The sequence below is a fragment of the Pseudonocardia cypriaca genome (assembly GCF_006717045.1).
Classification (GTDB): Bacteria; Actinomycetota; Actinomycetes; order Mycobacteriales; family Pseudonocardiaceae; genus Pseudonocardia; species Pseudonocardia cypriaca.
The window spans coordinates 3,286,987-3,311,164 of sequence record NZ_VFPH01000001.1 but is presented as its reverse complement, the minus strand read 5'-3'; the positions used below and the strand labels follow the sequence as shown (position 1 = coordinate 3,311,164).

At 73.2% G+C, this 24,178-nt stretch carries 27 protein-coding genes; 17 read left to right on the top strand and 10 right to left on the bottom strand.

Annotated elements, in window-relative coordinates:
• Positions 1-80 precede the first annotated feature (80 nt).
• The 3 genes from ddaH to FB388_RS15755 are packed head-to-tail and all read left to right on the top strand — an operon-like array spanning position 81 to position 2,478.
• Entirely contained in the window at positions 81-926 is an 846-nt protein-coding gene (ddaH, locus tag FB388_RS15765; RefSeq protein ID WP_425468562.1) for a dimethylargininase, read from the top strand.
• On the top strand, positions 923-2,158 hold the full coding sequence (gene rocD / locus FB388_RS15760; protein ID WP_142101631.1) for an ornithine--oxo-acid transaminase: 1,236 nt from the start codon (positions 923-925) through the stop codon (positions 2,156-2,158). Before ddaH ends, rocD begins: the two co-directional genes overlap by 4 nt.
• Positions 2,159-2,208: 50 nt before the next feature.
• Positions 2,209-2,478 carry a GlsB/YeaQ/YmgE family stress response membrane protein gene (locus FB388_RS15755; protein ID WP_142101629.1) on the top strand — a complete coding sequence of 90 codons (270 nt, stop codon included), beginning with the start codon at positions 2,209-2,211 and terminating at the stop codon, positions 2,476-2,478.
• 63 nt (positions 2,479-2,541) lie between these two features.
• Here the strand turns inward: FB388_RS15755 and FB388_RS39430 are convergent, their stop codons facing one another.
• Complete coding sequence (locus FB388_RS39430) at positions 2,542-3,234, bottom strand: TetR/AcrR family transcriptional regulator (RefSeq protein ID WP_170225626.1); 693 nt, start codon at positions 3,232-3,234, stop codon at positions 2,542-2,544.
• A 632-nt stretch (positions 3,235-3,866) separates the two neighbouring features.
• Here FB388_RS39430 and shbA point away from each other — a divergent pair.
• The 6 genes from shbA (at position 3,867) to FB388_RS15720 (ending at position 10,154) form a co-directional block, all read left to right on the top strand.
• Positions 3,867-4,445: an RNA polymerase sigma factor ShbA gene (gene shbA / locus FB388_RS15745; protein WP_142103186.1), complete on the top strand. Its 579-nt coding sequence runs from the start codon at positions 3,867-3,869 to the stop codon at positions 4,443-4,445.
• Positions 4,446-4,589: 144 nt separating this feature from the next.
• On the top strand, positions 4,590-4,985 hold the full coding sequence (locus FB388_RS15740) for a DUF948 domain-containing protein (protein ID WP_142101625.1): 396 nt from the start codon (positions 4,590-4,592) through the stop codon (positions 4,983-4,985).
• The gene (locus FB388_RS15735; RefSeq protein ID WP_142101623.1) at positions 4,982-5,305 is read left to right on the top strand and encodes a hypothetical protein; all 324 of its coding nucleotides are present in this window, start codon (positions 4,982-4,984) and stop codon (positions 5,303-5,305) included. The genes FB388_RS15740 and FB388_RS15735 overlap by 4 nt, the downstream gene beginning before the upstream one ends.
• 115 nt (positions 5,306-5,420) lie before the next feature.
• Positions 5,421-8,081, top strand: coding sequence for an alanine--tRNA ligase (alaS, locus tag FB388_RS15730; RefSeq protein WP_142101621.1), 2,661 nt, complete (start codon positions 5,421-5,423; stop codon positions 8,079-8,081).
• Complete coding sequence (ruvX, locus tag FB388_RS15725) at positions 8,078-8,506, top strand: Holliday junction resolvase RuvX (protein ID WP_142101620.1); 429 nt, start codon at positions 8,078-8,080, stop codon at positions 8,504-8,506. Before alaS ends, ruvX begins: the two co-directional genes overlap by 4 nt.
• Before the next feature lie 511 nt (positions 8,507-9,017).
• On the top strand, positions 9,018-10,154 hold the full coding sequence (locus FB388_RS15720; RefSeq protein ID WP_142101618.1) for an endolytic transglycosylase MltG: 1,137 nt from the start codon (positions 9,018-9,020) through the stop codon (positions 10,152-10,154).
• Positions 10,155-10,161: 7 nt separating this feature from the next.
• Here FB388_RS15720 and FB388_RS15715 read toward each other — a convergent pair whose 3' ends face one another.
• Positions 10,162-11,028 (bottom strand): spermidine synthase, encoded by an 867-nt coding sequence (locus FB388_RS15715; protein WP_170225625.1) that lies wholly within the window; start codon positions 11,026-11,028, stop codon positions 10,162-10,164.
• Positions 11,029-11,251: 223 nt separating this feature from the next.
• Between FB388_RS15715 and FB388_RS15710 the strand changes: the two genes are divergently transcribed.
• Together FB388_RS15710 and aroC are read left to right on the top strand one after the other, a co-directional pair.
• Entirely contained in the window at positions 11,252-11,959 is a 708-nt protein-coding gene (locus tag FB388_RS15710; protein WP_246121955.1) for a prepilin peptidase, read from the top strand.
• A 13-nt stretch (positions 11,960-11,972) separates the two neighbouring features.
• Positions 11,973-13,157 (top strand): chorismate synthase, encoded by a 1,185-nt coding sequence (aroC, locus tag FB388_RS15705; protein WP_142101616.1) that lies wholly within the window; start codon positions 11,973-11,975, stop codon positions 13,155-13,157.
• A gap of 1 nt (position 13,158) precedes the next feature.
• On the opposite strand, the gene FB388_RS15700 is transcribed toward aroC, so the two are convergent.
• Entirely contained in the window at positions 13,159-13,449 is a 291-nt protein-coding gene (locus FB388_RS15700) for a hypothetical protein (protein ID WP_142101614.1), read from the bottom strand.
• Between the two features lie 165 nt (positions 13,450-13,614).
• Between FB388_RS15700 and FB388_RS15695 the strand changes: the two genes are divergently transcribed.
• The 3 genes from FB388_RS15695 to aroQ are packed head-to-tail and all read left to right on the top strand — an operon-like array spanning position 13,615 to position 15,812.
• On the top strand, positions 13,615-14,235 hold the full coding sequence (locus FB388_RS15695) for a shikimate kinase (protein ID WP_425468543.1): 621 nt from the start codon (positions 13,615-13,617) through the stop codon (positions 14,233-14,235).
• 24 nt (positions 14,236-14,259) lie between these two features.
• A complete protein-coding gene (gene aroB / locus FB388_RS15690) occupies positions 14,260-15,369 on the top strand; it encodes a 3-dehydroquinate synthase (protein WP_142101612.1) in 1,110 nt (369 codons plus the stop codon).
• Positions 15,366-15,812, top strand: a complete 447-nt coding sequence (gene aroQ, locus FB388_RS15685) for a type II 3-dehydroquinate dehydratase (protein ID WP_142101610.1) — start codon at positions 15,366-15,368, stop codon at positions 15,810-15,812. Before aroB ends, aroQ begins: the two co-directional genes overlap by 4 nt.
• Before the next feature lie 9 nt (positions 15,813-15,821).
• On the opposite strand, the gene FB388_RS15680 is transcribed toward aroQ, so the two are convergent.
• Positions 15,822-16,067: a DUF6458 family protein gene (locus FB388_RS15680; RefSeq protein WP_211361933.1), complete on the bottom strand. Its 246-nt coding sequence runs from the start codon at positions 16,065-16,067 to the stop codon at positions 15,822-15,824.
• 49 nt (positions 16,068-16,116) lie between these two features.
• On the opposite strand from FB388_RS15680, the gene FB388_RS15675 reads away from it, so the two are divergent.
• The 3 genes from FB388_RS15675 (at position 16,117) to nusB (ending at position 18,344) form a co-directional block, all read left to right on the top strand.
• A complete protein-coding gene (locus FB388_RS15675; protein WP_142101608.1) occupies positions 16,117-17,202 on the top strand; it encodes a M24 family metallopeptidase in 1,086 nt (361 codons plus the stop codon).
• A gap of 144 nt (positions 17,203-17,346) precedes the next feature.
• Positions 17,347-17,910: an elongation factor P gene (efp, locus tag FB388_RS15670; RefSeq protein ID WP_142101606.1), complete on the top strand. Its 564-nt coding sequence runs from the start codon at positions 17,347-17,349 to the stop codon at positions 17,908-17,910.
• Positions 17,910-18,344 (top strand): transcription antitermination factor NusB, encoded by a 435-nt coding sequence (gene nusB / locus FB388_RS15665; protein ID WP_142101604.1) that lies wholly within the window; start codon positions 17,910-17,912, stop codon positions 18,342-18,344. The genes efp and nusB overlap by 1 nt, the downstream gene beginning before the upstream one ends.
• On the opposite strand, the gene FB388_RS15660 is transcribed toward nusB, so the two are convergent.
• From FB388_RS15660 to bldD, 6 genes are all read right to left on the bottom strand, one after another.
• Positions 18,341-19,345: a prenyltransferase gene (locus FB388_RS15660; RefSeq protein ID WP_142101602.1), complete on the bottom strand. Its 1,005-nt coding sequence runs from the start codon at positions 19,343-19,345 to the stop codon at positions 18,341-18,343. The genes nusB and FB388_RS15660 overlap by 4 nt on opposite strands.
• 69 nt (positions 19,346-19,414) lie before the next feature.
• On the bottom strand, positions 19,415-19,933 hold the full coding sequence (locus FB388_RS15655) for a 2,4'-dihydroxyacetophenone dioxygenase family protein (RefSeq protein ID WP_142101600.1): 519 nt from the start codon (positions 19,931-19,933) through the stop codon (positions 19,415-19,417).
• Positions 19,930-20,949: a helix-turn-helix domain-containing protein gene (locus FB388_RS15650; RefSeq protein ID WP_170225624.1), complete on the bottom strand. Its 1,020-nt coding sequence runs from the start codon at positions 20,947-20,949 to the stop codon at positions 19,930-19,932. The genes FB388_RS15655 and FB388_RS15650 overlap by 4 nt, the downstream gene beginning before the upstream one ends.
• Before the next feature lie 200 nt (positions 20,950-21,149).
• Positions 21,150-21,524 carry a DUF2382 domain-containing protein gene (locus FB388_RS15645; RefSeq protein ID WP_170225623.1) on the bottom strand — a complete coding sequence of 125 codons (375 nt, stop codon included), beginning with the start codon at positions 21,522-21,524 and terminating at the stop codon, positions 21,150-21,152.
• 146 nt (positions 21,525-21,670) lie between these two features.
• Entirely contained in the window at positions 21,671-22,471 is an 801-nt protein-coding gene (locus FB388_RS15640; protein ID WP_142101594.1) for a DUF2382 domain-containing protein, read from the bottom strand.
• A gap of 907 nt (positions 22,472-23,378) precedes the next feature.
• Entirely contained in the window at positions 23,379-23,861 is a 483-nt protein-coding gene (bldD, locus tag FB388_RS15635) for a transcriptional regulator BldD (protein ID WP_142061156.1), read from the bottom strand.
• Positions 23,862-24,178: the final 317 nt, after the last annotated feature.

The window sequence follows — 24,178 nt, the reverse complement described above, 5'->3', positions numbered from 1 at the left end:
TTCGGCGGTGAACACGCAACGATCGTGCGCGAGATGGCAGGACATCGCGATTGTCGCGCGGGCCGGGCGTTCCTACCGTGATCACCGTGACCAGCGTCCTGCCGAGGCCGGTTGCGGCCACCGAACCGATCGCCCGCCCCCGGCACTACGTCATGTGCCGTCCCGAACACTTCGAGGTCCGCTACGCCATCAACCCGTGGATGCGGCCCGGTGAGCCCGTCGACCGCGAGCGCGCCCTCGCCCAGTGGGACGCGCTGCGCCGGACCTACCTCGACCTGGGCCACCGCGTCGACCTGATCGACCCCGTTCCCGGGCTGCCCGACATGGTGTACGCCGCCAACGGGGCCACCGTCGTCGGCGGGATGGTGCTCGGCGCGCGGTTCCGGCACGCCGAGCGCGCGGCCGAGGCGGCCGCCCATCGCGCCTGGTTCACCGCAGCGGGCTTCCCGGTGGTGGAGCCGGAGTTCGTGAACGAGGGCGAGGGCGACCTCCTGGCCGTCGGGGACGTCGTGCTGGCGGGGCACGGGTTCCGCACCGATCCGCTGGCCCACGCCGAGGCCGCAGCCGTGCTCGGCCGGGAGGTCGTTCCCCTCACGCTGGTCGACCCGCGCTTCTACCACCTCGACACCGCCGTCGCCGTGCTCGACGACTCGACGATCGCCTGGCTGCCCGCCGCGTTCGCCCCGGAGTCCCAGGACGTGCTGCGGGCCCGGTTCCCGGACGCCGTCGTCGCCGACCCGGCCGACGCCGCCGTGCTCGGCCTGAACGCCGTGAGCGACGGCCGGCACGTCGTGCTCCCCGCGCAGGCCGTCGGCCTGGCCGCTGCCCTCGCCGAGCGTGGGTACACGCCGGTGCCCGTCGACCTGTCCGAGCTGCTCAAAGGGGGCGGCGGACCGAAGTGCTGCACGCTGGAGGTGCGCTCATGACGCTCATGCAGTCGGCGACCGAGATGCACGAGGAGCTCGTGCACGAACACTCCGCGCACAACTACCACCCCCTGCCGGTCGTGGTGGTGGAGGGCACCGGCGCGTGGGTCACCGACGTCGAGGGTCGCCACTACCTCGACTGCCTCGCCGGCTACTCCGCCCTCAACTTCGGCCACCGCCACCCCGAGCTCGTCGCGGCGGCGCACCGCCAGCTCGACCGGCTCACGCTCACCAGCCGCGCGTTCGGGAACGACCAGCTCGGCCCCTTCTGCGCCGAGCTCTCCGCGCTCGTCGGCAAGCAGCGGGTCCTGCCGATGAACACCGGCGCGGAGGCCGTCGAGAGCGGGCTGAAGGTCGCGCGCAAGTGGGGGTACGAGGTCAAGGGCGTGCGGGAGGACCGGGCCCGGATCATCGTGGCCGCAGGCGGCTTCCACGGCCGCACGATCAGCATCGTGGGCTTCTCGACCGACCCGGACGCCCGCGGGGGGTTCGGCCCGTTCACCCCCGGCTTCGACGTGGTGCCGTACGGCGACCTGGACGCGCTCGCCGCGGCGGTCACCCCGGACACCGTTGCGGTGCTGGTCGAGCCTGTGCAGGGCGAGGCGGGCGTGGTCGTCCCGCCCGCCGACTACCTGGCCGGGGTGCGCGCGATCTGCGACGCCGCCCGCGTGCTGTTCGTCGCCGACGAGGTGCAGTCCGGGCTCGGCCGCACCGGCCACGTCCTCGCGACACGAGGCGCCGGCACCGACGCGGACGTGTACCTGCTCGGCAAGGCGCTCGGCGGCGGGATCCTGCCGTTGTCGGCCGTGGTGGCCGACGACGAGGTGCTCGGCGTGCTGCGGCCCGGCCAGCACGGCAGCACGTTCGGCGGCAACCCCCTCGCGTGCGCGGTCGGCCGGGCCGTGCTCGGCCTGCTCGCCGACGGCGGGCCGCACGGCGTGCTCGCCGCCGCACGGCGGCTCGGTGCGGTGCTGCAGGCGAGGCTGGCCGAGCTCGTCGGCCACGGCGTCGTCGCGGTGCGCGGCGCCGGCCTGTGGGCGGGGGTCGACGTCGACCCGCGCCTGGGCAGCGGACGCGCCGTGAGCGAGGCGCTCGCCCGGCGCGGGGTGCTGGTGAAGGACACCCACGGCTCGACCGTGCGCTTCTCCCCGCCCCTCGTCGTCACCGAGGACGAGATCGGCTTCGCGGTGGACGCGCTCGCCCGTTCGCTGGCCGAGCTCGCCGGTCGGTGATCTTCCGGGAGTAGGCTCGCCCGCGTAGTAGCCGAGAGGGGAGCTCCGGGATGTTCTGGACGGTAGTGGGCTGGATCGTCTTCGGGTTGGTCGCGGGCTTCATCGCCCGCGCGATCGTGCCCGGCAAGGACGACATCGGCATCCTGCGCACGATCATTCTCGGCGTCGTCGGGTCCGTGGTCGGCGGGCTGATCTTCGGGCTGCTGACCGTCGGTCTGCGGGGGTTCCAGCCCGCGGGCTGGATCGGGTCGATCATCGGAGCGGTGATCGTGCTCGTCGTCTACAACCAGGTCACCGGCCGAAAGCGCAACCGCGCCTGACTCGGTCCTGCCCGCCCCGGTCACGATCCGTTAACGGTCGCCGGGTGGTCCGTGCTGCCCGGTCTAGCCCGTTCGGCGGAACGGACGTTCGTCCGCAGCGGTGTTCGCGAGCAGCTCGGGGCGGAGCATCCCGAACAGCGCGGTGAGCAACAGCTCCGCGGTGTGCTCCGCGGGCTCGTCCGGCCGGTTGATGCTGCGCAGCAGCAGCAGGTTGACGATCATCCCGCTGACGTCGAGCGCGCTCGGGAACGGGCGTAGCTCGTCCGTGCGCTGGCCGTGTTCGACGAGCGTCCGCAGAGGCGTCGGCACGGGCGCGAGCGTGCGCGGATCGCCGTCGTTGTCGGGGTCCGGTGGGCCGCTGACCTTGATCGTGTACTCCTCCACCGCCGACCAGAAGGACGCGGTGAGCCTGCGGTATCGATGGCTGATGCGGGCAAGGGCCGTGACCTGGTCGATCAGCGCATCCACGACGGGGCGACCTGCCGCGATGTCGCGTTCCGCCTCCCAGACGAGCGGGAGGATCAGCGGCCGGTACACCCAGCCCACGAGCACGTGCTTCGACGGGAAGTGGTTGTAGGCCGTGGCGGCGCTGACGCCCGCGGCGGCCGCCACGTCCTCCATGCGGGTGTCGGCCCATCCGCGGCTGCCGAAGGTCGCATCAGCGGCATCGAGCAGCGCCCGTCGCGTTCGGTCACGCTTGGTCCGGGCCGCCCGGGCGCGCGGATCGTCCGCTTCAGCGGGGTCGGAGGCTGCCATTGAGCGCAGCGTAACCGCTTGCGGGTCGAACTGCTCTTGACTCCAACTTGGGCGAGACCCAAACTCCCTGCTTGAACGTCGAACGACCTCGATCACCGCAGGGCACGGCGGCGATCGAGCCAGCGGAGGGGACCCGGTTCGGGCACCTGCAAGTCGGGGGACTGAAGCAGGTATCACCGAGCGCTCCGGTCGCTCCTCCACAGCGTGGATCAGCACGAAGGCTCCGCGAAAGCGGCACCGCAGTAACACCGAGCACGGCTCAGCACGATCGCAGTACGCGCCGTCCGTTCGACGGGAGGGCGCGCAGCCGCCGGCGATGGCTCCGTCGGCGCAGGGGAGGGGAACCCGATGTTCGCGACTGATCTTCTGCCAGACCATTTCCGCCGGCGCCTCGGGGCAGTGTCCGGCACCTTCCAGCTGTCCACGGCCCACCTGTCCGCGGCCCAGCTGTCCACGGCAGTGACGCGATGAGCGCGCCCGCGGCGGTGGCCGTCTCCACCGTCGGGCCGGTCGGCCGTGTAGCCGTCACCGATCCGGCTACGGGCGTGTCCGTGGCGCCGTTGCCGGACCCCGCGCTGCTGGATCCGGCACCGGCGGACACCGCCGCCGCACCCGAACCAGAGCCGTCGATCATGGAGGGCCTGTTGCGGGCCGCGGTCGAAGGCGAACCACGCGCACGGGAGCGGCTGCTCGCCGAGATCCACCCGCTGGTGCTGCGGTACTGCCGGGCCCGGCTGGGTCGCCAGGAGACGTTGATGGGCTCGGCCGACGACGTGGCGCAGGAGGTCTGCCTCGCGGTCGTCAACGCGCTGCCCGGTTACACGTTGCGCGGGCTGTCGTTCCGCGCGTTCGTGTACGGGATCGCGGCGCACAAGGTCACCGACGCGTTCCGGGCGATCGGGCGCAACCGGTCCGAGCCCGTGGCGGACATCCCGGACACGCCGCTCGCGCACGACGGCCCGGAGTACCAGCTCCTCCAGGCGGAGCTCACAGAACGGCTCGGGGCGCTGCTGCACCTGCTCACGCCGCGGCAGCGCGAGGTGCTCGTGCTGCGCATCGCCGTCGGGCTCTCGGCCGAGGAGACCGCGCAGGCGGTCGGATCCACCCCGGGCGCCGTCCGCGTCACCCAGCACAGGGCGCTCAACCGGCTTCGCCGCAAGATCGTGCCGGCGGGTGCCGTACTCGCGGACGACCAGGACGACGACGAGTAGAGAACACCGCGTCATCTAGAAAACACCGGGTCATCGGCCGGATCCACCGGCGAGCCCTGACGGTGACGGGATGCGGCCGGGGAGTAACCTGAGGAGATCAAGAGCGGCGATCAGGTTGCGCCGCCCGGGATCCGGGGAGGCTTCGTGTCGGCTGGCCAGATCGCGGCGCTCATCGCCGCGGGGGCCTTCGTGGTCCTCGTGCTGCTGCTGGCCGTCCCGCTGCTGAAGCTCGGCCGCACGCTCGACGAGGCCACCATCGCCATCCGCAAGGCCCACGAGGGCGGCGACCCGATCCTGCGTGATGCGCAGACCACGCTGCACCAGGTGAACACGCAGCTGGAGCGGGTCGACGGGATCACCTCGAGCGCGCGCACGGTGTCGAGCAACGTCTCGGTGCTCACGTCGCTGTTCACCGCCACCCTCGGCGGCCCGCTGGTGCGCGCCGCCGCCTTCAGCTACGGCCTGAACAAGGCGATCAAGGCCCGGCGCGCCGGGCGCGACGCCGGTGCCCACTCCCGGCGGAGGGGGCGTCGGCGGTGAAGCGGCTCTTCTGGTTGGGGCTGGGGCTCGCCGTGGGCGTGTACGCCACGCGGCGGGCGTCCGAGGCGGCCCACGCCCTCACCCCGGCCGGGGTGGGCGCCAACCTCGCCGACGGCCTGCGTGAGCTGGGCGCCGGTCTTGGTGCGTTCGGCGCCGAGGTACGCGCCGGGATGACGGAGCGGGAGCGGGAGCTCGCCGACCTGGTGGAGCGCCGCACGGGAGCACCTCTCCCCGCGATGAGCGACGCGTTCGCCGACCCCGAGCCCGCCGATGCACGGCGGCCGGCCCCCCGCGCGCGAGCGCGCAGGGCAGGGGCCTGACGGCGCCGGTTCCCCGGCGCGTCCCCCTGCCGTCCCACGTCCCGTTCGCTGCGGGAGACTGAGCCGCGCCGCCTTCTCCGACGCCTGCCTCCCGTTCGACCCTTGGAAGCCAACCGTGCAGACCCACGAGATCACCCGTCGGTTCACCGAGCACTTCGTCAACGCCGGCCACACCCGCGTACCGAGCGCCTCGCTGATCCTCGACGACCCGAACCTGCTCTTCGTCAACGCGGGCATGGTGCAGTTCAAGCCGTACTTCCTCGGGCAGGTCCCGCCGCCGTACCCGCGGGCCACCTCGATCCAGAAGTGCGTGCGCACCGGCGACATCGACGAGGTCGGCAAGACCACCCGCCACAACACGTTCTTCCAGATGGCCGGGAACTTCTCCTTCGGCGACTACTTCAAGGAAGGCGCGATCGAGCACGCCTGGAACCTGGTCACCGGCAGCCAGGACACGGGCGGCTACGGCTTCGACCCGGACCGCATCTGGGTCACCGTCTACCAGGACGACGACGAGGCGATCGCGCTGTGGCGGCGCATCGCCGGGCTGCCCGAGGAGCGGATCCAGCGCCGCGGCGGCGACGACAACTACTGGGACATGGGCGTGCCCGGCCCAGGCGGCCCGTGCTCGGAGATCTACTTCGACCGCGGGCCCGAGCACGGCCGCGAGGGTGGCCCCGTCGCCGACGAGGACCGCTACCTCGAGATCTGGAACCTCGTCTTCATGCAGGACGAGCGCGGTGAGCTCTCGCCGAAGAAGGGGCACCCGCCGATCGGCAGCCTGCCGAAGAAGAACATCGACACCGGCATGGGCATCGAGCGGGTGGCCTACCTGCTGCAGGGCGTCGACAACGTCTACGAGACCGATCTGGTCCGGCCGGTGATCGCCCGCGCCGAGGAGTTCTCCGGACGCCGCTACGGCGCTAACCACGACGACGACGTCCGGTTCCGCGTGATCGCCGACCACGCCCGCTCCGGCGTGATGATCATCGGGGACGGTGTCACCCCGTCCAACGAGGGCCGCGGCTACGTGCTGCGCAGGCTGCTGCGGCGCATCGTGCGCTCGGCCCGGCTGCTCGGCGTGCACGAGCCGGTGCTCGGCTCGTTCGCCGAGGTGGTGCGCGACGCGATGGCCCCGTCCTACCCCGAGCTGGTCACCGACTTCGAGCGGATCTCGGCCGTGGTGCGGGCCGAGGAGGAGGCCTTCCTCGCCACGCTCACCGCGGGGTCGCGGATCTTCGACACCGCCGTCGCGGCCACCAAGCAGGCGGGTGGCAGCCGGCTGGCCGGTGACAAGGCGTTCCAGCTGCACGACACGTACGGCTTCCCGATCGACCTCACGCTCGAGATGGCGTCGGAGGCGGGCCTCACCGTCGACGAGCAGGGCTTCCGCTCCCTGATGGAGGAGCAGCGGGCCCGGGCCAAGGCCGACGCCGCCAAGCACAAGGTGGGCCACGGCGACGCCTCGGTGTACCGCGCGGTGCTCGACACGGCCGGTGGCAGCGAGTTCCTCGGCTACACCGACCTCGCCGCCGAGGCCCGTGTCGTCGGGCTCGTCGTCGACGGCGCCGGTGTGCCCGCCGCGGGCGCGGGAACCAAGGTTGAGGTCGTGCTCGACCGCACCCCGTTCTACGCCGAGGGCGGTGGGCAGCTCGCCGACACCGGCTGGATCCGCGGCGACGGGTTCACCGTCGACGTCGAGGACGTCCAGTCGCCCGTGGCCGGGCTGATCGTGCACCGCGGCACGGTGACCGCGGGCGAGGCCCAGGTGGACGCAGGAGTCCAGGCCGAGGTCGACACCGGCAGGCGGGCCGCGGTGTCGCGGTCGCACTCGGCCACCCACCTCGTGCACGCCGGCATGCGCAAGCACCTCGGCGACGCCGCCGCCCAGGCGGGTTCGCTCAACGCCCCCGGCCGGCTGCGGTTCGACTTCACCTCTCCCGGCGGGGCCGTGCCGACGTCCGTGCTCACCGACGTCGAGGACGAGGTCAACGCCGTCCTGCAGAACGACGAGGAGGTCCGCTGGTTCGTGACCTCCCAGGACGAGGCCCGCAAGCTCGGTGCGCTCGCGCTCTTCGGCGAGAAGTACGGCGACAAGGTGCGCATCGTCGAGATCGGCGACTACTCCCGGGAGCTCTGCGGCGGCACGCACGTGCACCGCTCCGGCCAGCTCGGCCTCGTGAAGCTGCTGTCGGAAGCCTCGATCGGGTCCGGCGTGCGGCGCGTCGAGGCCCTCGTCGGGCTCGACGCGTTCCGGTTCCTCGCCAAGGAGCACGTGCTGGTCTCCCAGCTGGCCGAGCAGTTCAAGGCCCGGCCCGAGGAGCTGCCCGAGCGCATCGGCGGCGTCGTGGAGCGGCTGCGGCAGGCCGAACGGGAGCTGGAGAAGGTCCGCGCCGACGCCGTGCTCGCCTCGGCGGGCGCGCTCGCCGACGGTGCTGAGGACGTCGACGGGGTCGCGCTCGTCGCCGTCGCCGCCCCGGAGGGGGTGAACGGCAACGACCTGCGGGCGCTCGCCTCCGACGTCCGCGGCCGGCTGGGCGCGCGGCCCGGTGTCGTGGCGCTCTTCTCCGCCGACGGGGGCAAGGTGTCGTTCGTGGTCGCCACCACGGCCGCCGCCCGCGACCGCGGGCTCGCCGCCGGGAAGCTGATCCCGGCGTTCGCCCCGGCCGTCGGGGGGCGCGGCGGCGGCAAGCCCGACCTCGCCCAGGGCGGCGGGACGAACCCGGCCGGCATCCCCGACGCGGTCGGCGCGCTGCGCGGCGCTCTCCGCGGGTGACGCGGGGGAGGCGTCTGGGGATCGACGTCGGCGCCGTCCGGGTCGGGGTCGCGGTCTGCGACCCGGACGGCGTGCTGGCCACGCCGCTCGTCACGGTCCCGCGCGACGCCGACGGCGGGTCGGACCTGCGGGCGATCGCCGGGCTCGTGGCCGAGCACGAGGCGGTCGGGGTCGTCGTCGGGCTGCCCCGGACGCTCGCGGGGAGGGACGGCCCGGCCGCGGAGACGGCCCGTGCCTTCGCCGACGCGCTCAGCGGTGTCCTCGACGTGCCCGTCGAGCTGTCCGACGAGCGGCTCACCACCGTCGTGGCCACCCGGCAGCTGCGCGAGCGCGGCGTGAAGGGCCGCAAGCAGCGCGCCGTCGTGGACCAGGCCGCGGCCGTCGCGATCCTGCAGGGTTGGCTGGACGCGCGCCGGCGCCGCTGATCGCCCCTGGTCGGAGGCGCGGTCGGCGCCATCCGGCCGACCCGCCGATGCGGCCGCGTTCAACCGATGGCTACTCTCCGGTGTCGTGAACCCGGACGGATGGGACCCCAGACGGCCGCCCCGCCCCCCGGGTGTCGGCGAGCGACCCGGGCTCCGTCCGGGCCCGCCACCCCACCTCCAGGGAAGGCCGCTCCCGCGGATCGGCTCGGGGCAGGCACTGCGTCCCCCACCGCCCGCGGAGTCCGGCGCCCCCACCGAGCCGGTTCCCGTCACGGGACCGCCCTCCGGCCGGCGCGCGGCTCCGCCCGAGCCCGCCGCTCCACGACAGGGGCCACCCGAGCCGCCACGGCACGGTCCGCCCGATCCCGCTCGGCGGCAGGGGCCGCCGGAGCCCGCTCCACGGCAGGGGCCGCCCGAGTCCGGTCCACGGACGACGGCCGGCCGGCGACACGATCCCGCGCCGCCCGTCGACGACGACGAACCCACCGCGCGTGCTGCGGAGCCCGATCGGGTGCCCGGGAAGAAACCCCGGAAGAAGGGCAGGCGCGCCGCGGTGCTCGTGCTCGCGCTCCTCCTGCTCGGGGGGATCGCGGCGGGCGGTGTGTACACGTTCTTCACCTGGTTCACCGTCCCCGACTTCGAGGGCTCCGGCTCCGGCGACCTCGTGATCGAGGTGGAGGACGGCGACTCCACCAGGCAGATCGGCACCGTCCTCGCGCAGAACGGCGTGGTGGCCGCGCCCGAGTCGTTCACCCGAGCGGCCCAGGAGGAGGACCGCATCCGCTCCGTGCAGCCGGGCTTCTACCAGATGCGCCGGCAGATGTCGGGCGCCGCGGCCGTCGCGATGCTGCTCGACCCGGCCTCCCGCGTCGGCGAGCTCGACATCCGCGGCGGAGTCCAGCTCGACGACACGCGGGCACCCGACGGCACGGTCGCGCCCGGCGTGCTGAGCCTCATCGCGAATGCCACCTGCGCCCGCCTGGACGGGCAGGAGCAGTGCGTGTCGGTGGACGAGCTGCGCTCCGCCATGACCGACACCGATCCCGCCGCCCTCGGCGTGCCGGAGTGGGCTCTCGAGGGCGTGAGCGCCGCCGAGCCGCGACGCAGGCTGGAAGGCCTGCTCGTGCCCGGCCGCTACGACGTGCCGCCCGGCACGTCCGCCGTCGAGGTGCTGCGCGGCCTGCTCGCCACCTCGGGGGAGCGGCTCGCCGCGTCCGGCCTGGTCGCGGGCGCGCAGAGCATCGGCACCGACCCCTACCAGGTGCTCACGATCGCCTCGCTCGTGGAGAAGGAGGCGATCAACCCGGACATGCCGAAGGTGGCGCGGGTGATCTACAACCGGCTCGGCGCCGGGCGCAGGCTCGAGCTGGACTCGATGGTGAACTACCCGCTCGACCTGCAGGCGCTGCGCACCACCGCGGAGGATCGGGCGCGGCCCGGCCCGTACAACAGTTACGCGGTAGCCGGCCTGCCCCCGACGCCGATCGCGGCGCCCGGGCGGGAGGCGATCGCCGCGGCCCTGGAACCCGAACCGGGACCGTGGCTGTACTTCGTGCGGTGCCAGACCGACGGCACGTCCTGCTTCGCGGAGACGCTCGACCAGCACGGCGCCAACGTGCGCGCGGCCCGGCAGAACGGCGCCTTCTGACCGCTCCTCAGTCCGTCGGCCTGCCGAAGAAGCCGGGCGGGGGCAGCGGCGACGGCGTGGTGGCCCCGTCCACGGGCACGGTGGCGCCGCCGGCGAACCCGCGCAGGTCGGCGCCGGCCAGCACCCGGGCCGGGAACGCGTCGCCCGCGGCCCGGCGCGCGAGCTCGGCCACCGGCAGCGGGGCATCCGACGCGACCAGGACGAGGTTGCCGAACCGGCGTCCGTGCAGCAGCTGCGGGACCGCCAGCACGGCGACCTCGGTGAACACCGCCGCAGCAGCGGCGACCTGGGTGCGCGCGAAGGCGAGCGCCCCGCCGTCTGCGACGTTCGCGGCGTAGACCCCGCCCGCGGCCAGAACGGCCGCTGCGGCGCGCACGAACTCCACCGAGGTGAGGTGGGCAGGCGTGCGGGCGCCGCCGAACACGTCCAGCACGAGCAGGTCGACCGACCCCGCGGCGACGGTGGCGAGCGCGCCCCGCGCGTCGCCGACGGTGACCTCGATGCCGGTGTCGTCGGCGGGCAACCGGGAGGAGACCAGGTCGACGAGCCCCCCGTCCAGCTCGACCACCCGCTGCGGGGACCCGGGACGGGTGGCGGCGATGTAGCGGGCGAGGGTCCAGGCCCCGCCGCCGAGGTGCAGCGTGCGAAGCGGCTGGGTGGGCGGGGCCGCGAGGTCGGCCACGTGCCCCAGCCGGCGGACGTACTCGAACTCGAGGTGGGTGGGGTCGTCGAGGTCGACGTGCGACTGCGCGGTGCCGTCCAGCAGCAGCGTCCAGCCCTGGGGGCGGTCGGGGTCGCCGACGAGCTCGGCCGTGCCGTGATCGACCTCGGCCGTGAAGACCGCGCGCGCCACCCGCAACTCCTGCCGCTCCACCCCCTGATCCTGCCTCGTCGCCGTACCCGATGTCTCACCGGCGGGACGCACACGGGTCCGACGGTCTGCGCCGCCGCGGGCCCGGCCGGCCCTGGTTGTCCACCTCGGGGTCCGGCTGTCCACAGATCCGAAGTGCTCGTCGAACCGATGCCGCGGTGAGCCGACGATCGGGGGCAGCAAGCGGACGTGGAGGGCGAGCGGACGTGGAGGGAGTGCAATGGCGATGTCGCTGGTGGGAACGGTGCTCGCGGGAACGGCGCCGGTGGGCGTCGCGCTTCCGCTCGTGATGCTCGGTGGCGCCGGCGTGCTGGCCGGCGCCGGTGCGCGGGTGCTGCTTCGGCGGCTGCGCCGCGGCACGCGGATCCCGCCTCCGTGGTGCGAGCTGGGGGTGGCGGCGCTGTGGACGGCCACGGGGGCGGCGTGGGCGGTCGGCCGGCTGCCGGGGACATGGGTGCCCGCCGTGCTCGGGCTCGGGTGGCTCGCCGTCGCCGCAGGCGTGGTCGACGTGCGGCACCGGCGGTTGCCGAACGCGCTCACGGTGCCCGCGCTCCCGGTCTCGCTGCTGCTCCTGCTGCCGGTGGGCTCGGCGGCTGTTGTCCGGGGAGCGGGAGGTGCCGCGGTGGCGGCGGCGGTGCACGTCGCGCTGCACCTCGCCGACCGGAGGGCGGTCGGGGCGGGTGATGTGAAGCTCGCCGCCCCGCTGGGCGCGGTACTGGCGGCGGTGGCGTGGCCTGCGCTCGCGCTCGGCGCGGTGGTGGCCGCAGCGGCCAGCGCTCTGCTCGCCGTGGCCTTCGTGATCAACCCGCGGGCGCCTGCGGGGGATCCGGTGGGGCAGAGCGTGCCGCACGGGCCGTCGATGCTCGGGGCCACCTGGCTCGTCACGGTCGTCCTGCTGGCTCTGGGCGCGGGCGGCGGTGGAGCGGGGAGGTGAGAGAATCGCGATCGTGCTGCGCTGGATCACTGCCGGGGAGTCCCACGGTCCTGCCCTGGTCGCCGTGCTGGAAGGCATGGTCGCCGGGGTCGAGATCACCACCAAGGAGATCGCGGCGGAGCTGGCCCGACGCAGGCTGGGGCACGGCCGCGGTGCCCGGATGAAGTTCGAGGCCGACGAGCTCGAGGTCATCGGCGGGGTCCGGCACGGGCTCACGCAGGGCGGCCCGTTCGCGGTCCGCATCGGCAACACCGAGTGGCCGAAGTGGGAGACCGTGATGGCGGCCGACCCGGTCGACCCCGAGCTGATCGCGGCACGGGCCCGCAACGCGCCGCTCACCCGACCCCGTCCCGGTCACGCCGACCTCGCCGGCATGACCAAGTACGGCTTCGACGACGCCCGGCCGGTGCTGGAGCGGGCCAGCGCCCGCGAGACGGCGGCCCGGGTGGTGCTGGGCACCGTGGCGAAGGCGTTCCTGGCCCAGGCCTTCGACGTGTCGATCGTCTCGCACGTGGTGGAGCTCGGCGCCGTGGAGGCACCGGAGGGGGAGGCCCCTGGTCCCGGTGACCTGGACCGGGTGGACGCGAGCCCGGTGCGGGCCTGGACGGACGAGGCCACCGCGGCCATGGTCGCGGAGGTCGACGCGGCGCAGAAGGACGGCGACACGCTCGGCGGCGTGGTCGAGGTGATCGCCTACGGCCTCCCGGTCGGGATCGGCTCGTACGTGCAGAGCGACCGCAGGCTCGACGCGCGGCTGGCCGGGGTGCTCATGGGCATCCAGGCGATGAAGGGCGTCGAGATCGGCGACGGGTTCCGCACGGCCCGGCGCCGGGGCAGCGCGGCCCACGACGAGATGGTGCCCGGAGACCCGGTGCGGCGCCTGTCCAACCGGGCCGGCGGCATCGAGGGTGGGATGACCAACGGCGAGCCGGTGCGGGTCCGGGCCGCCATGAAGCCGATCTCCACGGTCCCGCGGGCGCTGCGCACGGTCGACGTGGCCACCGGCGAGGCGGCCCAGGCGATCCACCAGCGTTCGGACGTCTGCGCCGTGCCGGCGGCGGGCGTGGTGGCCGAGGCGATGGTCGCGCTGGTCCTGGCCGACGCCGCGCTGGAGAAGTTCGGCGGCGACTCCCTCGCCGAGACCCGTCGCAACCTGCGCGGGTACCTCGACGCGATCGGCGGGGACCCCACCGACTGACTCAGCGGCCGCCGCGTTTGCGTGGGCTGCGGCCGCGGTGGGTCCCGGCGTGGAAGGCGCCGGCGCGGTCGGCCTGCCCGCATCGTTCACAGCACTCGGTCGAGGTGTTCCTGGTGGCTTCGGGGGCAGCGTCGGTGCTGAACGCGGCGAACGGGGTGCCGGTGCCGGCGCCTCCGGGCGTGCGCAGCTGCGGTTCGATGTGCGACTGGCGCCGGCGACGGGGAAGGGGGAGCTGTTCCCGGGCAGGCGGGGGGCCGTCGAGCGGCGCGGGCAGGTCGTCGGGGTGAGTCACCGATCGCCCTCGCAGCGCCGATCGCTCTCGCGGTGGGTCACCGGCTGCTCCGATCATCGGAATGCGGTTCCTGCGCACCATATCTGATCTCCGATCGACGCGCGGGCGCGGAGCGGTGCACGTCCCCGCATCGGGGGTGGGGGCGCGGTCACTACCCTGGGGTGCGTGCCTGTCGAAAGTCGCCCCACGCTGGTCGTCGTCGGCCCGCCGGGGGCCGGGAAGACCACGGTGGGCCGCGTGCTGGCGCGGCGGCTCGGCGTCTCGTTCGCCGACGCGGACGCGATCATCGTGGAGCGCACCGGCAAGTCGATCGCCGACCTCTTCCTGGAGGACGGCGAGGACGGGTTCCGGCGCATCGAGCGTGAGGTCGTCGCGGAGGCGCTCGCCACCCACGACGGGGTGCTCGCCCTCGGTGGCGGTGCCGTGCTCGCCGCCGAGACCCGCGCGCTCCTGCGGTCCCACCGGGTCGTGCACCTGAGCGTCGGGATGGCCGACGGACTGCGGCGCACCGGCATGTCCACGGCGCGCCCGCTGCTCGCGGGCGTCAACCCGCGGGCCACGTTCAAGGCGCTGCTCGACGCGCGTGCGCCGCTGTACCGGGAGGTCGCCACGGTGCAGGTCGCCACGGACCGGCTCAGCGCCAACCAGGTGGCCAGGGCGGTGCTGGAGGCGATCGGGGAGACGGCAGCTGCGGCGCAGGAGGACCCGGTCGACCCGGACGACCCGCTCGACCGCCCCACCCCGCGCGAGGGGGCGGCGCTCCCCGACCCGACGGTCCGCCTCTGACCGGCGCGGCCGTAGGGTGATCGCGTGAGTGGGACGGTGCGGATCGATGTGGCCACCGAGCGGCCCTACCCCGTGTTCGTCGGCCGTGGGGTGCGCGCCGAGCTGACCGCCACGGTCGCCGGGCTCGGCGCGGCCGCCGCGCTGATCGTGCACCAGCCTGCCCTGGCGGACGTCGCGGAAGCGGCCCGGGCGGAGCTGGAGGGCGCAGGCGTCGACGCGCACCGGGTGGAGGTCCCCGACGCCGAGGACGGCAAGGCGCTGGCCGTCGCGGGCTTCTGCTGGGAGGTCTGCGGGCGCGTCGGCCTCACGCGCGGCGACGTCGTCGTGTCGTTGGGCGGTGGTGCGGTCACCGACCTCGCCGGGTTCGTCGCGGCCACCTGGATGCGCGGCGTGCGGGTGGTGCACGTGCCCACCACGCTGCTCGCGATGGTCGACGCGGCGGTCGGCGGGAAGACCGGCATCAACACGGCGGCCGGCAAGAACCTGGTCGGTGCGTTCCACGAGCCGTCCACGGTGCTCGTCGACCTCGCGGTGCTCGACACGCTTCCGGCGGCCGAGCTGGTGGCGGGCAGCGCGGAGATCGTCAAGACCGGGTTCATCGCCGACCCGGTGATCCTGGAGCGCATCGAGGCGGACCCGGCGGCGGCGCTGGACCCGGCTGGCCCGGTGCTGCCCGAGCTGGTGGAACGCTCGATCCGGGTGAAGGCCGACGTCGTGGCGGCCGACCTGCGCGAATCGCACCTGCGGGAGATCCTCAACTACGGCCACACGCTCGGGCACGCGATCGAGCGCCGCGAGGAGTACCGCTGGCGCCACGGCGCGGCGGTCAGCGTGGGCCTGGTGTTCGCCGCCGAGCTGGCGCGGGCGGCGGGCCGGCTCGACGACGCCACCGCCGACCGGCACCGGGCGGTGCTCTCCTCGCTCGGGTTGCCGGTGAGCTACGCGGCGGACGCGCTGCCCGAGCTGGTCGAGTCGATGCGCGGGGACAAGAAGGCGAGGGCGGGCACGTTGCGGTTCGTGGTGCTCGACGGGCTCGCGAAGCCCGGCCGGCTGGAAGGCCCGGAGCCGGAGCTCATCGAACGCGCGTACGCGGCGGTATCGAGCGGAGCAGCCTCGACGGGAGCGTCGGCATGAGCAGCCGGGTGCTGGTGCTGAACGGGCCGAACCTGGGTCGTCTCGGCACGCGGGAGCCGGCCGTCTACGGCCGCACCACGTACGCCGACCTCGTCGCGTTGTGCGAACGCACGGGTGCCGAGCTGGGCCTGCAGGTGGAGGTCCGCCAGACCAACTACGAGGGCGAGCTGCTGGGCTGGTTGCACGAGGCCGCCGACGCGGGTGCGCCGGTCGTGCTGAACGCCGCGGCCTGGACGCACACCTCTGTCGCGGTGCGGGACGCGTGCGCCCAGCTCACCGCGCCGCTGATCGAGGTGCACATCACGAACGTGCACCGGCGCGAGGAGTTCCGCCACCACTCCTACATCTCCGGCGTCGCCACGGGTGTGATCGTGGGCCTGGGTGTGGACGGATACCCGCTGGCGCTGCGTTGGCTGGCCACGCACACCCAGGCCCAGGTCTGAAGCTCAGGCCTAGTAGCGCGGGTCGGGGTAGCGCGGGTCCGCCGGGTGCGGGGGCGGGGGCGGGTACTCCGCCTCGCGCCGCACGACCGGGCGGGCCTGCCGGGCCAGCACGACGCTCGCGATCAGGCCGATGATGCCGACGATGGTCAGGATCCAGCCGATGAGCTCGAGGTCGATCCCGCCCAGGTCGATTCGCACGGCGAGGGCGAGGATCAAGCCGAGCGCGATCAGCCCGATGCTCGTACCGATTCTCATGCCGACCGACTACCCCGGATGGGCACCTGCGGACACATAAGGTGACAACATGTCCTTCCCCGCGCGGCGATCCGCCCTGCGCGCGCTGCTGCCGGGCGCAGGCGTAGACGCCCTGCTCGTCACCGATCTGGTCAACGTCCGCTACCTGACCGGTTTCACCGGCTCGAACGCCGCGCTCCTCGTGCACGCGGGCGGTGACGACGCGAGCCGCTTCTGCACCGACGGCCGCTACCGCACGCAGGCCGCCGCCGAGGTGCCCGACCTGGAGCCGGTGATCGACCGGGCCAGCGCGCTCGCGCTGGCGAAGCAGGCGCGTGCGCTGGGCGCCGAACGACTGGGGTTCGAGTCGGACTCCGTCACCGTCGACGCGCACGACGCCCTCGCGGCGGCCGCCGGAGACGTACCGATGATCCGAGCACCCGGGCTCGTGCAGGAGCTGCGGGCCGTGAAGGACGCGGACGAGGTGGAGGCGCTGCGCCGAGCGTGCGCCGTGGGCGACGCCGCCCTCGCCGACCTGCTCGCGGCGGGCGGGCTGCGGCCCGGGCGCACCGAGCGGGAGGTGGCGCTCGACCTGGAGGACCGGATGCGGGCCCACGGCGCCACCGGGCCCGCGTTCGAGACGATCCTGGCCGCCGGGGCGCACTCGGCCGTGCCGCACCACCGCCCGACCGGGGCCGAGCTGCAGCGCGGGGACCTGGTGAAGCTCGACTTCGGCGCGCTCGTCGACGGCTACCACTCCGACATGACCCGCACCGTCGTGCTCGGCCCGGCCGCGGACTGGCAGCGGGAGCTGCACGCGCTCGTCGCGGAGGCGCAGGCCGCCGGGCGGGCCGCGCTCGCCCCGGGCGCGGAGGTCACGGCGGTGGACGCCGCCGCCCGCGGGGTGGTCGAGCGGGCGGGGCGCGGCGAGGAGTTCGTGCACGGCCTCGGCCACGGGGTCGGCCTGCAGATCCACGAGGCGCCGTACGTGGGCAAGACCGGGACCGGCGCACTCGCCGCCGGGATGGTGGTGACCGTCGAGCCCGGCGTCTACGTGGAAGGCCGGGGCGGGGTGCGCATCGAGGACACGCTCGTGGTGCGCGACGCGGGGCCCGAGCTGCTCACCCACACCACGCGGGAGCTGCTCGAGGTCTGACGGGTATCCTTGGGCGCGGACGACGGCGCCGTTGCAGCGCGCCGCTCATGGAGCAAACCCGGCGCGCCGGCGACACCTCGCGAAGTACTACTGCACCTCGCGACGTAGTGCGCGCCCGCGACAGACGCAAGGAGTCAGGCGCACGTGGCCACGACGAACGACCTCAAGAACGGTCTGGTGCTCAACCTGGACGGCCAGCTCTGGTCGGTCACGGCGTTCCAGCACGTCAAGCCCGGCAAGGGTGGCGCCTTCGTGCGTACGACGTTGAAGAACGTGCTCACCGGGAAGGTCGTCGACAAGACCTTCAACGCCGGCACCAAGGTCGACACCGCCACCGTCGACCGGCGGGACATGACCTTCCTCTACCGGGACGGCGCCGACTTCGTCTTCATGGACGGCGACACCTACGACCAGATCCCGGTCCCGGAGAACACGGTCGGGGACGCCGCCAACTACATGCTCGAGAACCAGAGCGCGATGGTCGCCTTCCACGAGGGCACCGCGCTGTACGTCGAGCTGCCCACGTCGGTCGAGCTGGTGATCTCCCACACCGACCCGGGCCTGCAGGGCGACCGTTCCACCGGCGGCACCAAGCCCGCCACGCTGGAGACCGGCGCCGAGATCCAGGTGCCGCTCTTCGTCACGACCGGCGAGAAGGTCAAGGTGGACACCCGCGACGGGCGCTACCTCGGCCGCGTATCCGGCTGATGCCCGAGCGGCTGCAACGGGCCCGCACGAGGGCGCGCAAACGCGCCCTCGACATCCTCTTCGAGTCCGAGGCGAGGGGCGACGACCCCCTGGCCGTGCTCGCGCACCGCCGCGAGACCGACGACGCCCCACCGGTGTCGGACTACGCCGCGATGCTCGTCGAGGGCGTGGTGGCCCACCGGGAGCGCATCGACCAGCTGCTCGCCGAGCACGCCGAGGGCTGGACGGTCGCGCGCATGCCCGCGGTCGACCGCACGCTGCTGCGGATCGGGGTGTTCGAGCTGCTCTGGGTCGACGAGATCGACGACCCGGTGGCGATCACCGAGGCCGTCGAGCTCGCGCGCACCCTGTCCACCGACGACAGCCCGCGGTTCCTGAACGGTGTGCTCGGCCGGATCGCCGACATCGCCGAGCACCTGCGCGCCACGCGTTAGACCAGCGCGCCGAGCAGGAGCCCCAGCACCAGCAGCGCGCCGGCCTGCCGCACGTGCACCCAGGCCAGCGCGGCGTACCAGAGCGGCCAGACCGGGAACCCGGGCGGCGGCTCGTCCGGCGGTGGTTGCCGGAACCGCGGCCAGACCTTGGCCAGCCGTGGCAGCGCGAGCACCACGGCGAGCGCGGGCCACGGCATCGCCCCGACCAGCACGCACCCGAGCACCAGCACGTAGAAGGCAGCCATCAGCCCGAGCGTCACGGTGCGGGCGCGGCGCTCGCCGAGGATCACCGGCAGCGTCCTGATCCCGAGCGGAGCGTCGAACGGGATCTTGTCGACGTGCTTGCCCATCAGGACCGTGGTGCACAGGAGGCCGTAGGGCAGCGAGGCGAGCAGCACCGCCCAGGTGATCGTGCCGGTGGCCGCGTAGTACGTGCCCCCGACCATCAGCGGGCCCCACACCACGAGCACGTCCAGCTCGCCGAGCCCGCGCTTCTTCAGCCGGAGGGGCGGGGCGGTGTAGGCGACGCTCAGCACGAACCCGGCCAGGGCGAACGCCACCACCGGCCAGCCGCGCGCGACCGCCAGCACCACGAGGATCGCCAGGTCGGCGAGGTTGACCAGCACGATCGCGGTGACCAGCGCGCGACGGGACACGAGCCCGGACAGCACCGGGTGCGGCGCGTAGAGGGCGCGGGGGTAGGTCGCCGTGTCGCTGCCCGCCTGCGTGTCGTACAGGTCGTTCATGAGGTTGTTCGCGAGGTGCGCCAGCACGATGCCGGTGATGGCGAGCGTGAGCCAGCGCCAGTCGAGCCCCGGCTCGCCGACGGCCAGCAGCGCGGCGACCAGCCCCGAGACCAGCGTCATCGGCAGGACGGCTGCGCGGGTGACCACGATCCAGCGCGTGACGGCATCCACCCGGCCCCCCGGCGGCGGGTTGGTGGTGCGCAGCGCGTAGGCCCACGACGACAGCCGGGACCGGCCCGTGGTGGCCTCGCTCACCCGGGGAGCGTACGTCGGACGACCGGTCGGTGGGGGATCACGCAGCCCGACGCCGGGCGTTGTTCCGGCCTACCGGATGAACTGGTCGACGAACCCGGCGCCGAGACCGACCTTCTCGTAGTGCTCCCGGCAGAGGCCGATGTAGTCGAAGACGTCGAACGTGCCGTCCGGATCGCCGTTCTCGTCGAGCCAGATGAGCGGGCCGGTGACGTTGAAGGTGATGCGGGTCGGCTCGTCGGCCTCGTAGGTGACGAGGGTGTGGCCCTCGCCGGGGGCCTCGTAGACGAAGTCGCCGGCGGTGGCGACCCAGTCGTGCTCCAGGTAGCCCCACCGGCCCGAGATCGTGTACGCGAACACCTGGTGCGGGTGGTAGTGCCGGTTCACCAGGCCGGCGCCGCGGGCCATGAGCACGTCGCACCAGCGGTTCTGGCTGGTCGAGATGAACAGCGGCCGGGACCCGACGGTCTCGGACAGCGGGATGTAGTAGCGGTCGTCGTCGATGGGCCCGTCCGAGACGTGCAGGTCGGGCAGGGCGCCCGGCCGGAAGACGTTCTCGATCGGCTTGATCTCGCGCCAGAACTCGGTCATACCGGCCACGATCCACCGGTCGCGCCGTGGGGGCCTTCCCCGTGGTGCACCGCGTCCGACCGAGCGTGCACCGCTCGGGCCCGCCACTCGCGCGGCGGGCAGCCGTAGGCGGCCCGGAACACGCGGCTGAAGTGGTCGGGGTTCGTCATGCCCCACGCGCTGCAGATCGACTCGATCGTGTGCCCCGCGAGGGCCTGGTCGGCCAGGTCGCGCCGGCAGCGCTCCAGCCTGCGCTGCTGCACGAACCGGGACACGGTGGCGCCCCGGCGCTGGAAGAGCTTGTGCAGGTAGCGCACCGAGATGTAGTGCGCAGCGGCGATCCGGTCGGGCCCGAGCCCCGGATCGGCGAGGTGCTGCTCGATGTAGGTGTGGATCCGGTGCAGCAGCAGGGTCGTCGGGTCCCTCGGCACCGCGGGCCCCTCGCTGAACAGGGACCGCAGCAGGCCCACCATGCTGTCGGTCAGCCCGTCGGACTCGACGATGGAGCCCTCGTCGAGCCCGTCGAGGAGCCCGGTCAGGAACGGTCCGACGCGGGCGGCGAGCCCGGAGTCGCCTGCGATGCGCGTGGCCGTGCGCGCCCCGATGCGGTCGGCGTGCGGGCCGAGCAGGTATTTCGGGAAGTCGAAGACGATCAGCTCGAACGGCTCGTCGCTCTCGATCGAGAAGGGCCGCGACGTGTCCTGCGCGGTGAGGTCGCCCGGTACGAGCGCGCTCGTCCGGTCCAGCTGGCCGACCCGGCAGAGCCCGCGGCGGACCAGGTACAGCTGCAGCTCCTCCGGGTCGCTCTGCCGGATGCCGCTGGGCGTGCGGATGCAGGTGTTCGGGTCACCGGCCACCCGGAACGCCTGGATCGGCCCGAGCCGGTGCCCGACCACCTGGCCGAAGAACGGCTCGGCGCGCGAGCCCTCCGCACGCCGGGACACCCGCAGCGGAAAGAAGATCTTCGACGCCGCCTCGTGCCAGCACTCGAAACGCTCGGCCGGCGGCACGGCCCGCGTGTCGACGAGAACGGCCATCGTCGATCCGCCTCCTCGCGGTCGGCTGGCCACACCGAATCCACGAGCCATCACAGTCGGCGTGCCGACGCGGTGTCAAGGCGATGGCGCGACCCGGCCCGCCGGGGGTGAGGGACGATCACGGTGATCGCGGCCTGGGAGTGCTCGGCGACGGTCCGGCCGCCGAATCCGTTCGGCGCGGCACCATCGACGGGACTTGGTCAATCCCATGATGTGTCTCGTTCCGATTCTCGGATCTGTTCGACGCCGATCTGTTCGGAGCGGATCTGACCGGTGACGGTCTGTTCACCCTTGACGACGCGCCGGATCATCCGGACGCGCTCGACCGGCACGACACGGGTGGAGAACTGCACCTGCTCGGAAAGGAGGACCACCTCGTGAATCTCCTCGGCCGGCGGCACCGACGTCACCGATTGGTCGTTCGCGGGTACGGGGTCGTAGACGAGGCGAACCTCCTGACGCCGCACCGGGACCGTGAACGTCTGCTCCTCGGTCACCACGAATGTGACCAGCCGGGCACGGCCCACGACCACATTCACGACCTCGGCCCGCTGCTGCTCCGCGGAACGCGTCACGCCGACCGCTTCCGGCCGGGCGGGTGATTGCGAGCTACTCATCCTGTGCCCATTCCGGGACGTGCGCCCCCCTCGTCGGCGCACGTCCCTCGATCCCTGGAAGACGTGGGCGTTCTGCGGAACGCGCACGTGGCGGGGCAGCTCGGTCAGCGCTCGTGCCTGCCGCGCACGCCACGCTCGGCTGCGGCTCCCTCGACCTCGACCGGGTCGATCTGCTCCTTGCGGACGGTGCCCTGGACCTGCTGCTCCTCGGTGACCGTCTCGGTGCCCAGCCGGACCCGCTCGACGGGAACGGTCTCCTTGCTGGCGACCGCGCGCTGCTCGGTGAGGGTGACCTCGTGCTCCTCCTCGGTGAGGTCGCCGCCCGTCATCGCGTCGCCGCGGTTGGCCTCGGTGATCGGCTCACGTTCGAGGGTGACCTCCTCGTGGGCGACCGGCACCGTCGTCGAGACGTTCTCGGACACGATGTACTTGCGGAGCCGGGCGCGGCCGGACTCGTGCTGCTCGGTGCCGACGCGCATCCGCTCCTCGCTGCGGGTCATCGCGTCGTCGGTGGTGGGGCCCGAGGTGTCGCGGCCCTGCACCCCGGGCTCCCCGGCGCGGTCGTGGCGCCGGTCGGCGGAGCGTTCGGAGGACATGCCGTAGTGGCGGTAGAGGTCTTGCTCGTCGGCTGCCGACAGCGCGGTGCCCGGGTCGTGGTGCGGCGCGGCCTTGAGCGCCTCCTTGTCGAAAGGCACGGTCAGTGCGGAGCCGTCCCAGTTGCTCCGGCCGAGTGGCACCAGCGACACGTGCCCGCCGAACAGGCCTGTCCGTACCGCCGCCCATTCCGGCTGGTCGGTGTCGTTGTCGAAGTAGATCGAATCAATCTTGCCGATCGACCGGCCGTTGCCGTCGTAGACATCGGCGCCGGTCATCTGGTTCGGGTCGCTCGTGTTCGCAGTGGTCATCGTGTCCTTCTCGGAATGGGTCTGCTGTCGGATGATCCGGGCTTCGAACGCGCAAGGGCGCGCCAGTAGATTTCTTTCCTGCACGCGAAATTGTTTCGATCGGCCGTACGGCCGGATCCCTCGGCGGCGTCTGGAACGCCGCGATCTTCCTTTCATTGATACGCGCGCCCACGACGATCGGGGTGAACCGCACAATCATGATTTCTGAATCATGGGTCCATTCGCGGTGGGCCGTTGAGGCTCAGTGCGAGAGACGTTATGTGTGCCGGTCCGGTCATCGCAACTCAGGGGAGATCTACATTGCTCGGGCCACCCGAACGGAGCATTCCCTACCCGGGAAGAACGTCAACAAACCACGCTCGAATCGTTTCTGGATCGGATGCGTGGGAATTGATCAGCGGCACCGGGTCCGCCGTCGTTCCGCCCGGGATCGGAGGGGTCGACCACGATCCGGACGGGCACCGGCTCGGCGCCGACCGTGACGAGGACGGTAGAGCGCCCCTTCAATGCCGTCGGCGTGGTCGAGGCCCGGAGGCGTTGTACGTCCCCGCGTTCGGCGAGGTGGGGCGGCAGAACGGGGCCGGGGCGTGCGTCGACGCCAGATGCTCGGGTGTCGAGGCGCTGCGGGCGGCGCTCGCCGAGCGCGTCGCAACCGTACGGGCCCCGGGGTGCCGACCTGCCGAGCGCGGCCCTGATCAACGCGAATGCGCGGCGCGGCCCCGGCGTCGTGGCGCTGTGGGCGCAGATCGAGGGAACCGCCCGGCTCGGGGTGCTCGCACATCTGCACACCGTCGGTGTGCCCACGTTCTCGCCCCTGGACCCGGCCCGGCCCGACGCCGGATACCGAGGGGCGTCCTCACCGCCGGCACGCCTCACGACGTTGCTCGGCGAGGCGGGTCGGGCTGTGTCAGGCGGTGGGCCGGGCCTCCGGTGGCAGCACGCCCCAGTCGATCAGCTGGTCGGTGAGCTCGCCGGGCGTCATGTCGTAGATGATCGACAGCGACCGCAGGTCCTCGGAGCGGATCGAGAGCACCTTGCCGTTGTAGTCGCCGCGCTGGCTCTGGATCGCCGCGGCGTAGCGGGCCAGCGGCCCGACCTTGTCGGCGGGGAGCTGCTGGAGGCGCTCCAGGTTGATCACGATCTTGGTGGCCGGCTCCGACCCGGACGGGATGCGGCCCTCCGGGAGCAGTTCGGCCACGGGGACGCCGTAGAAGTCTGCCAGCTCGGCCAGCTTCTGCACGGTGACGGCGCGGTCGCCGCGCTCGTAGGAGCCCACCACGACCGCCTTCCAGCGACCGCCGGACTTCTGCTCGACGCCGTGCAGCGACAACCCCTGCTGCTGCCGGATGGCGCGGAGCTTGCCGCCGAGCGCCTTGGCGTAGTCGCCCATCTGGCGACCTCCTCATCTTGCTGCTGGCTCGGCCGCGGGACCGAGCTCTTCCGGTGGTGCTGCCGGCCCGGCACGTGGTCGGCGCCGGCCCTCGCGCCCGGGTGGACCCCCCGCTACCGCGGCCACCCAGGGAGCAATGTCTAGATACGGAGAGTAATCATGCGCTCGGCCCGACGATCGGTCAAGTTGTCGTCCCCCTCGCGGTACCACAGTGGACCGAGACCACTCGAACGGCTGATCGAGCGTCCCCCGCCAGGCGTTACGTCCCCCGCAACGCGTGCCTGCCCCGCGTGATGGTGTCAGTCGCACCATCAGGC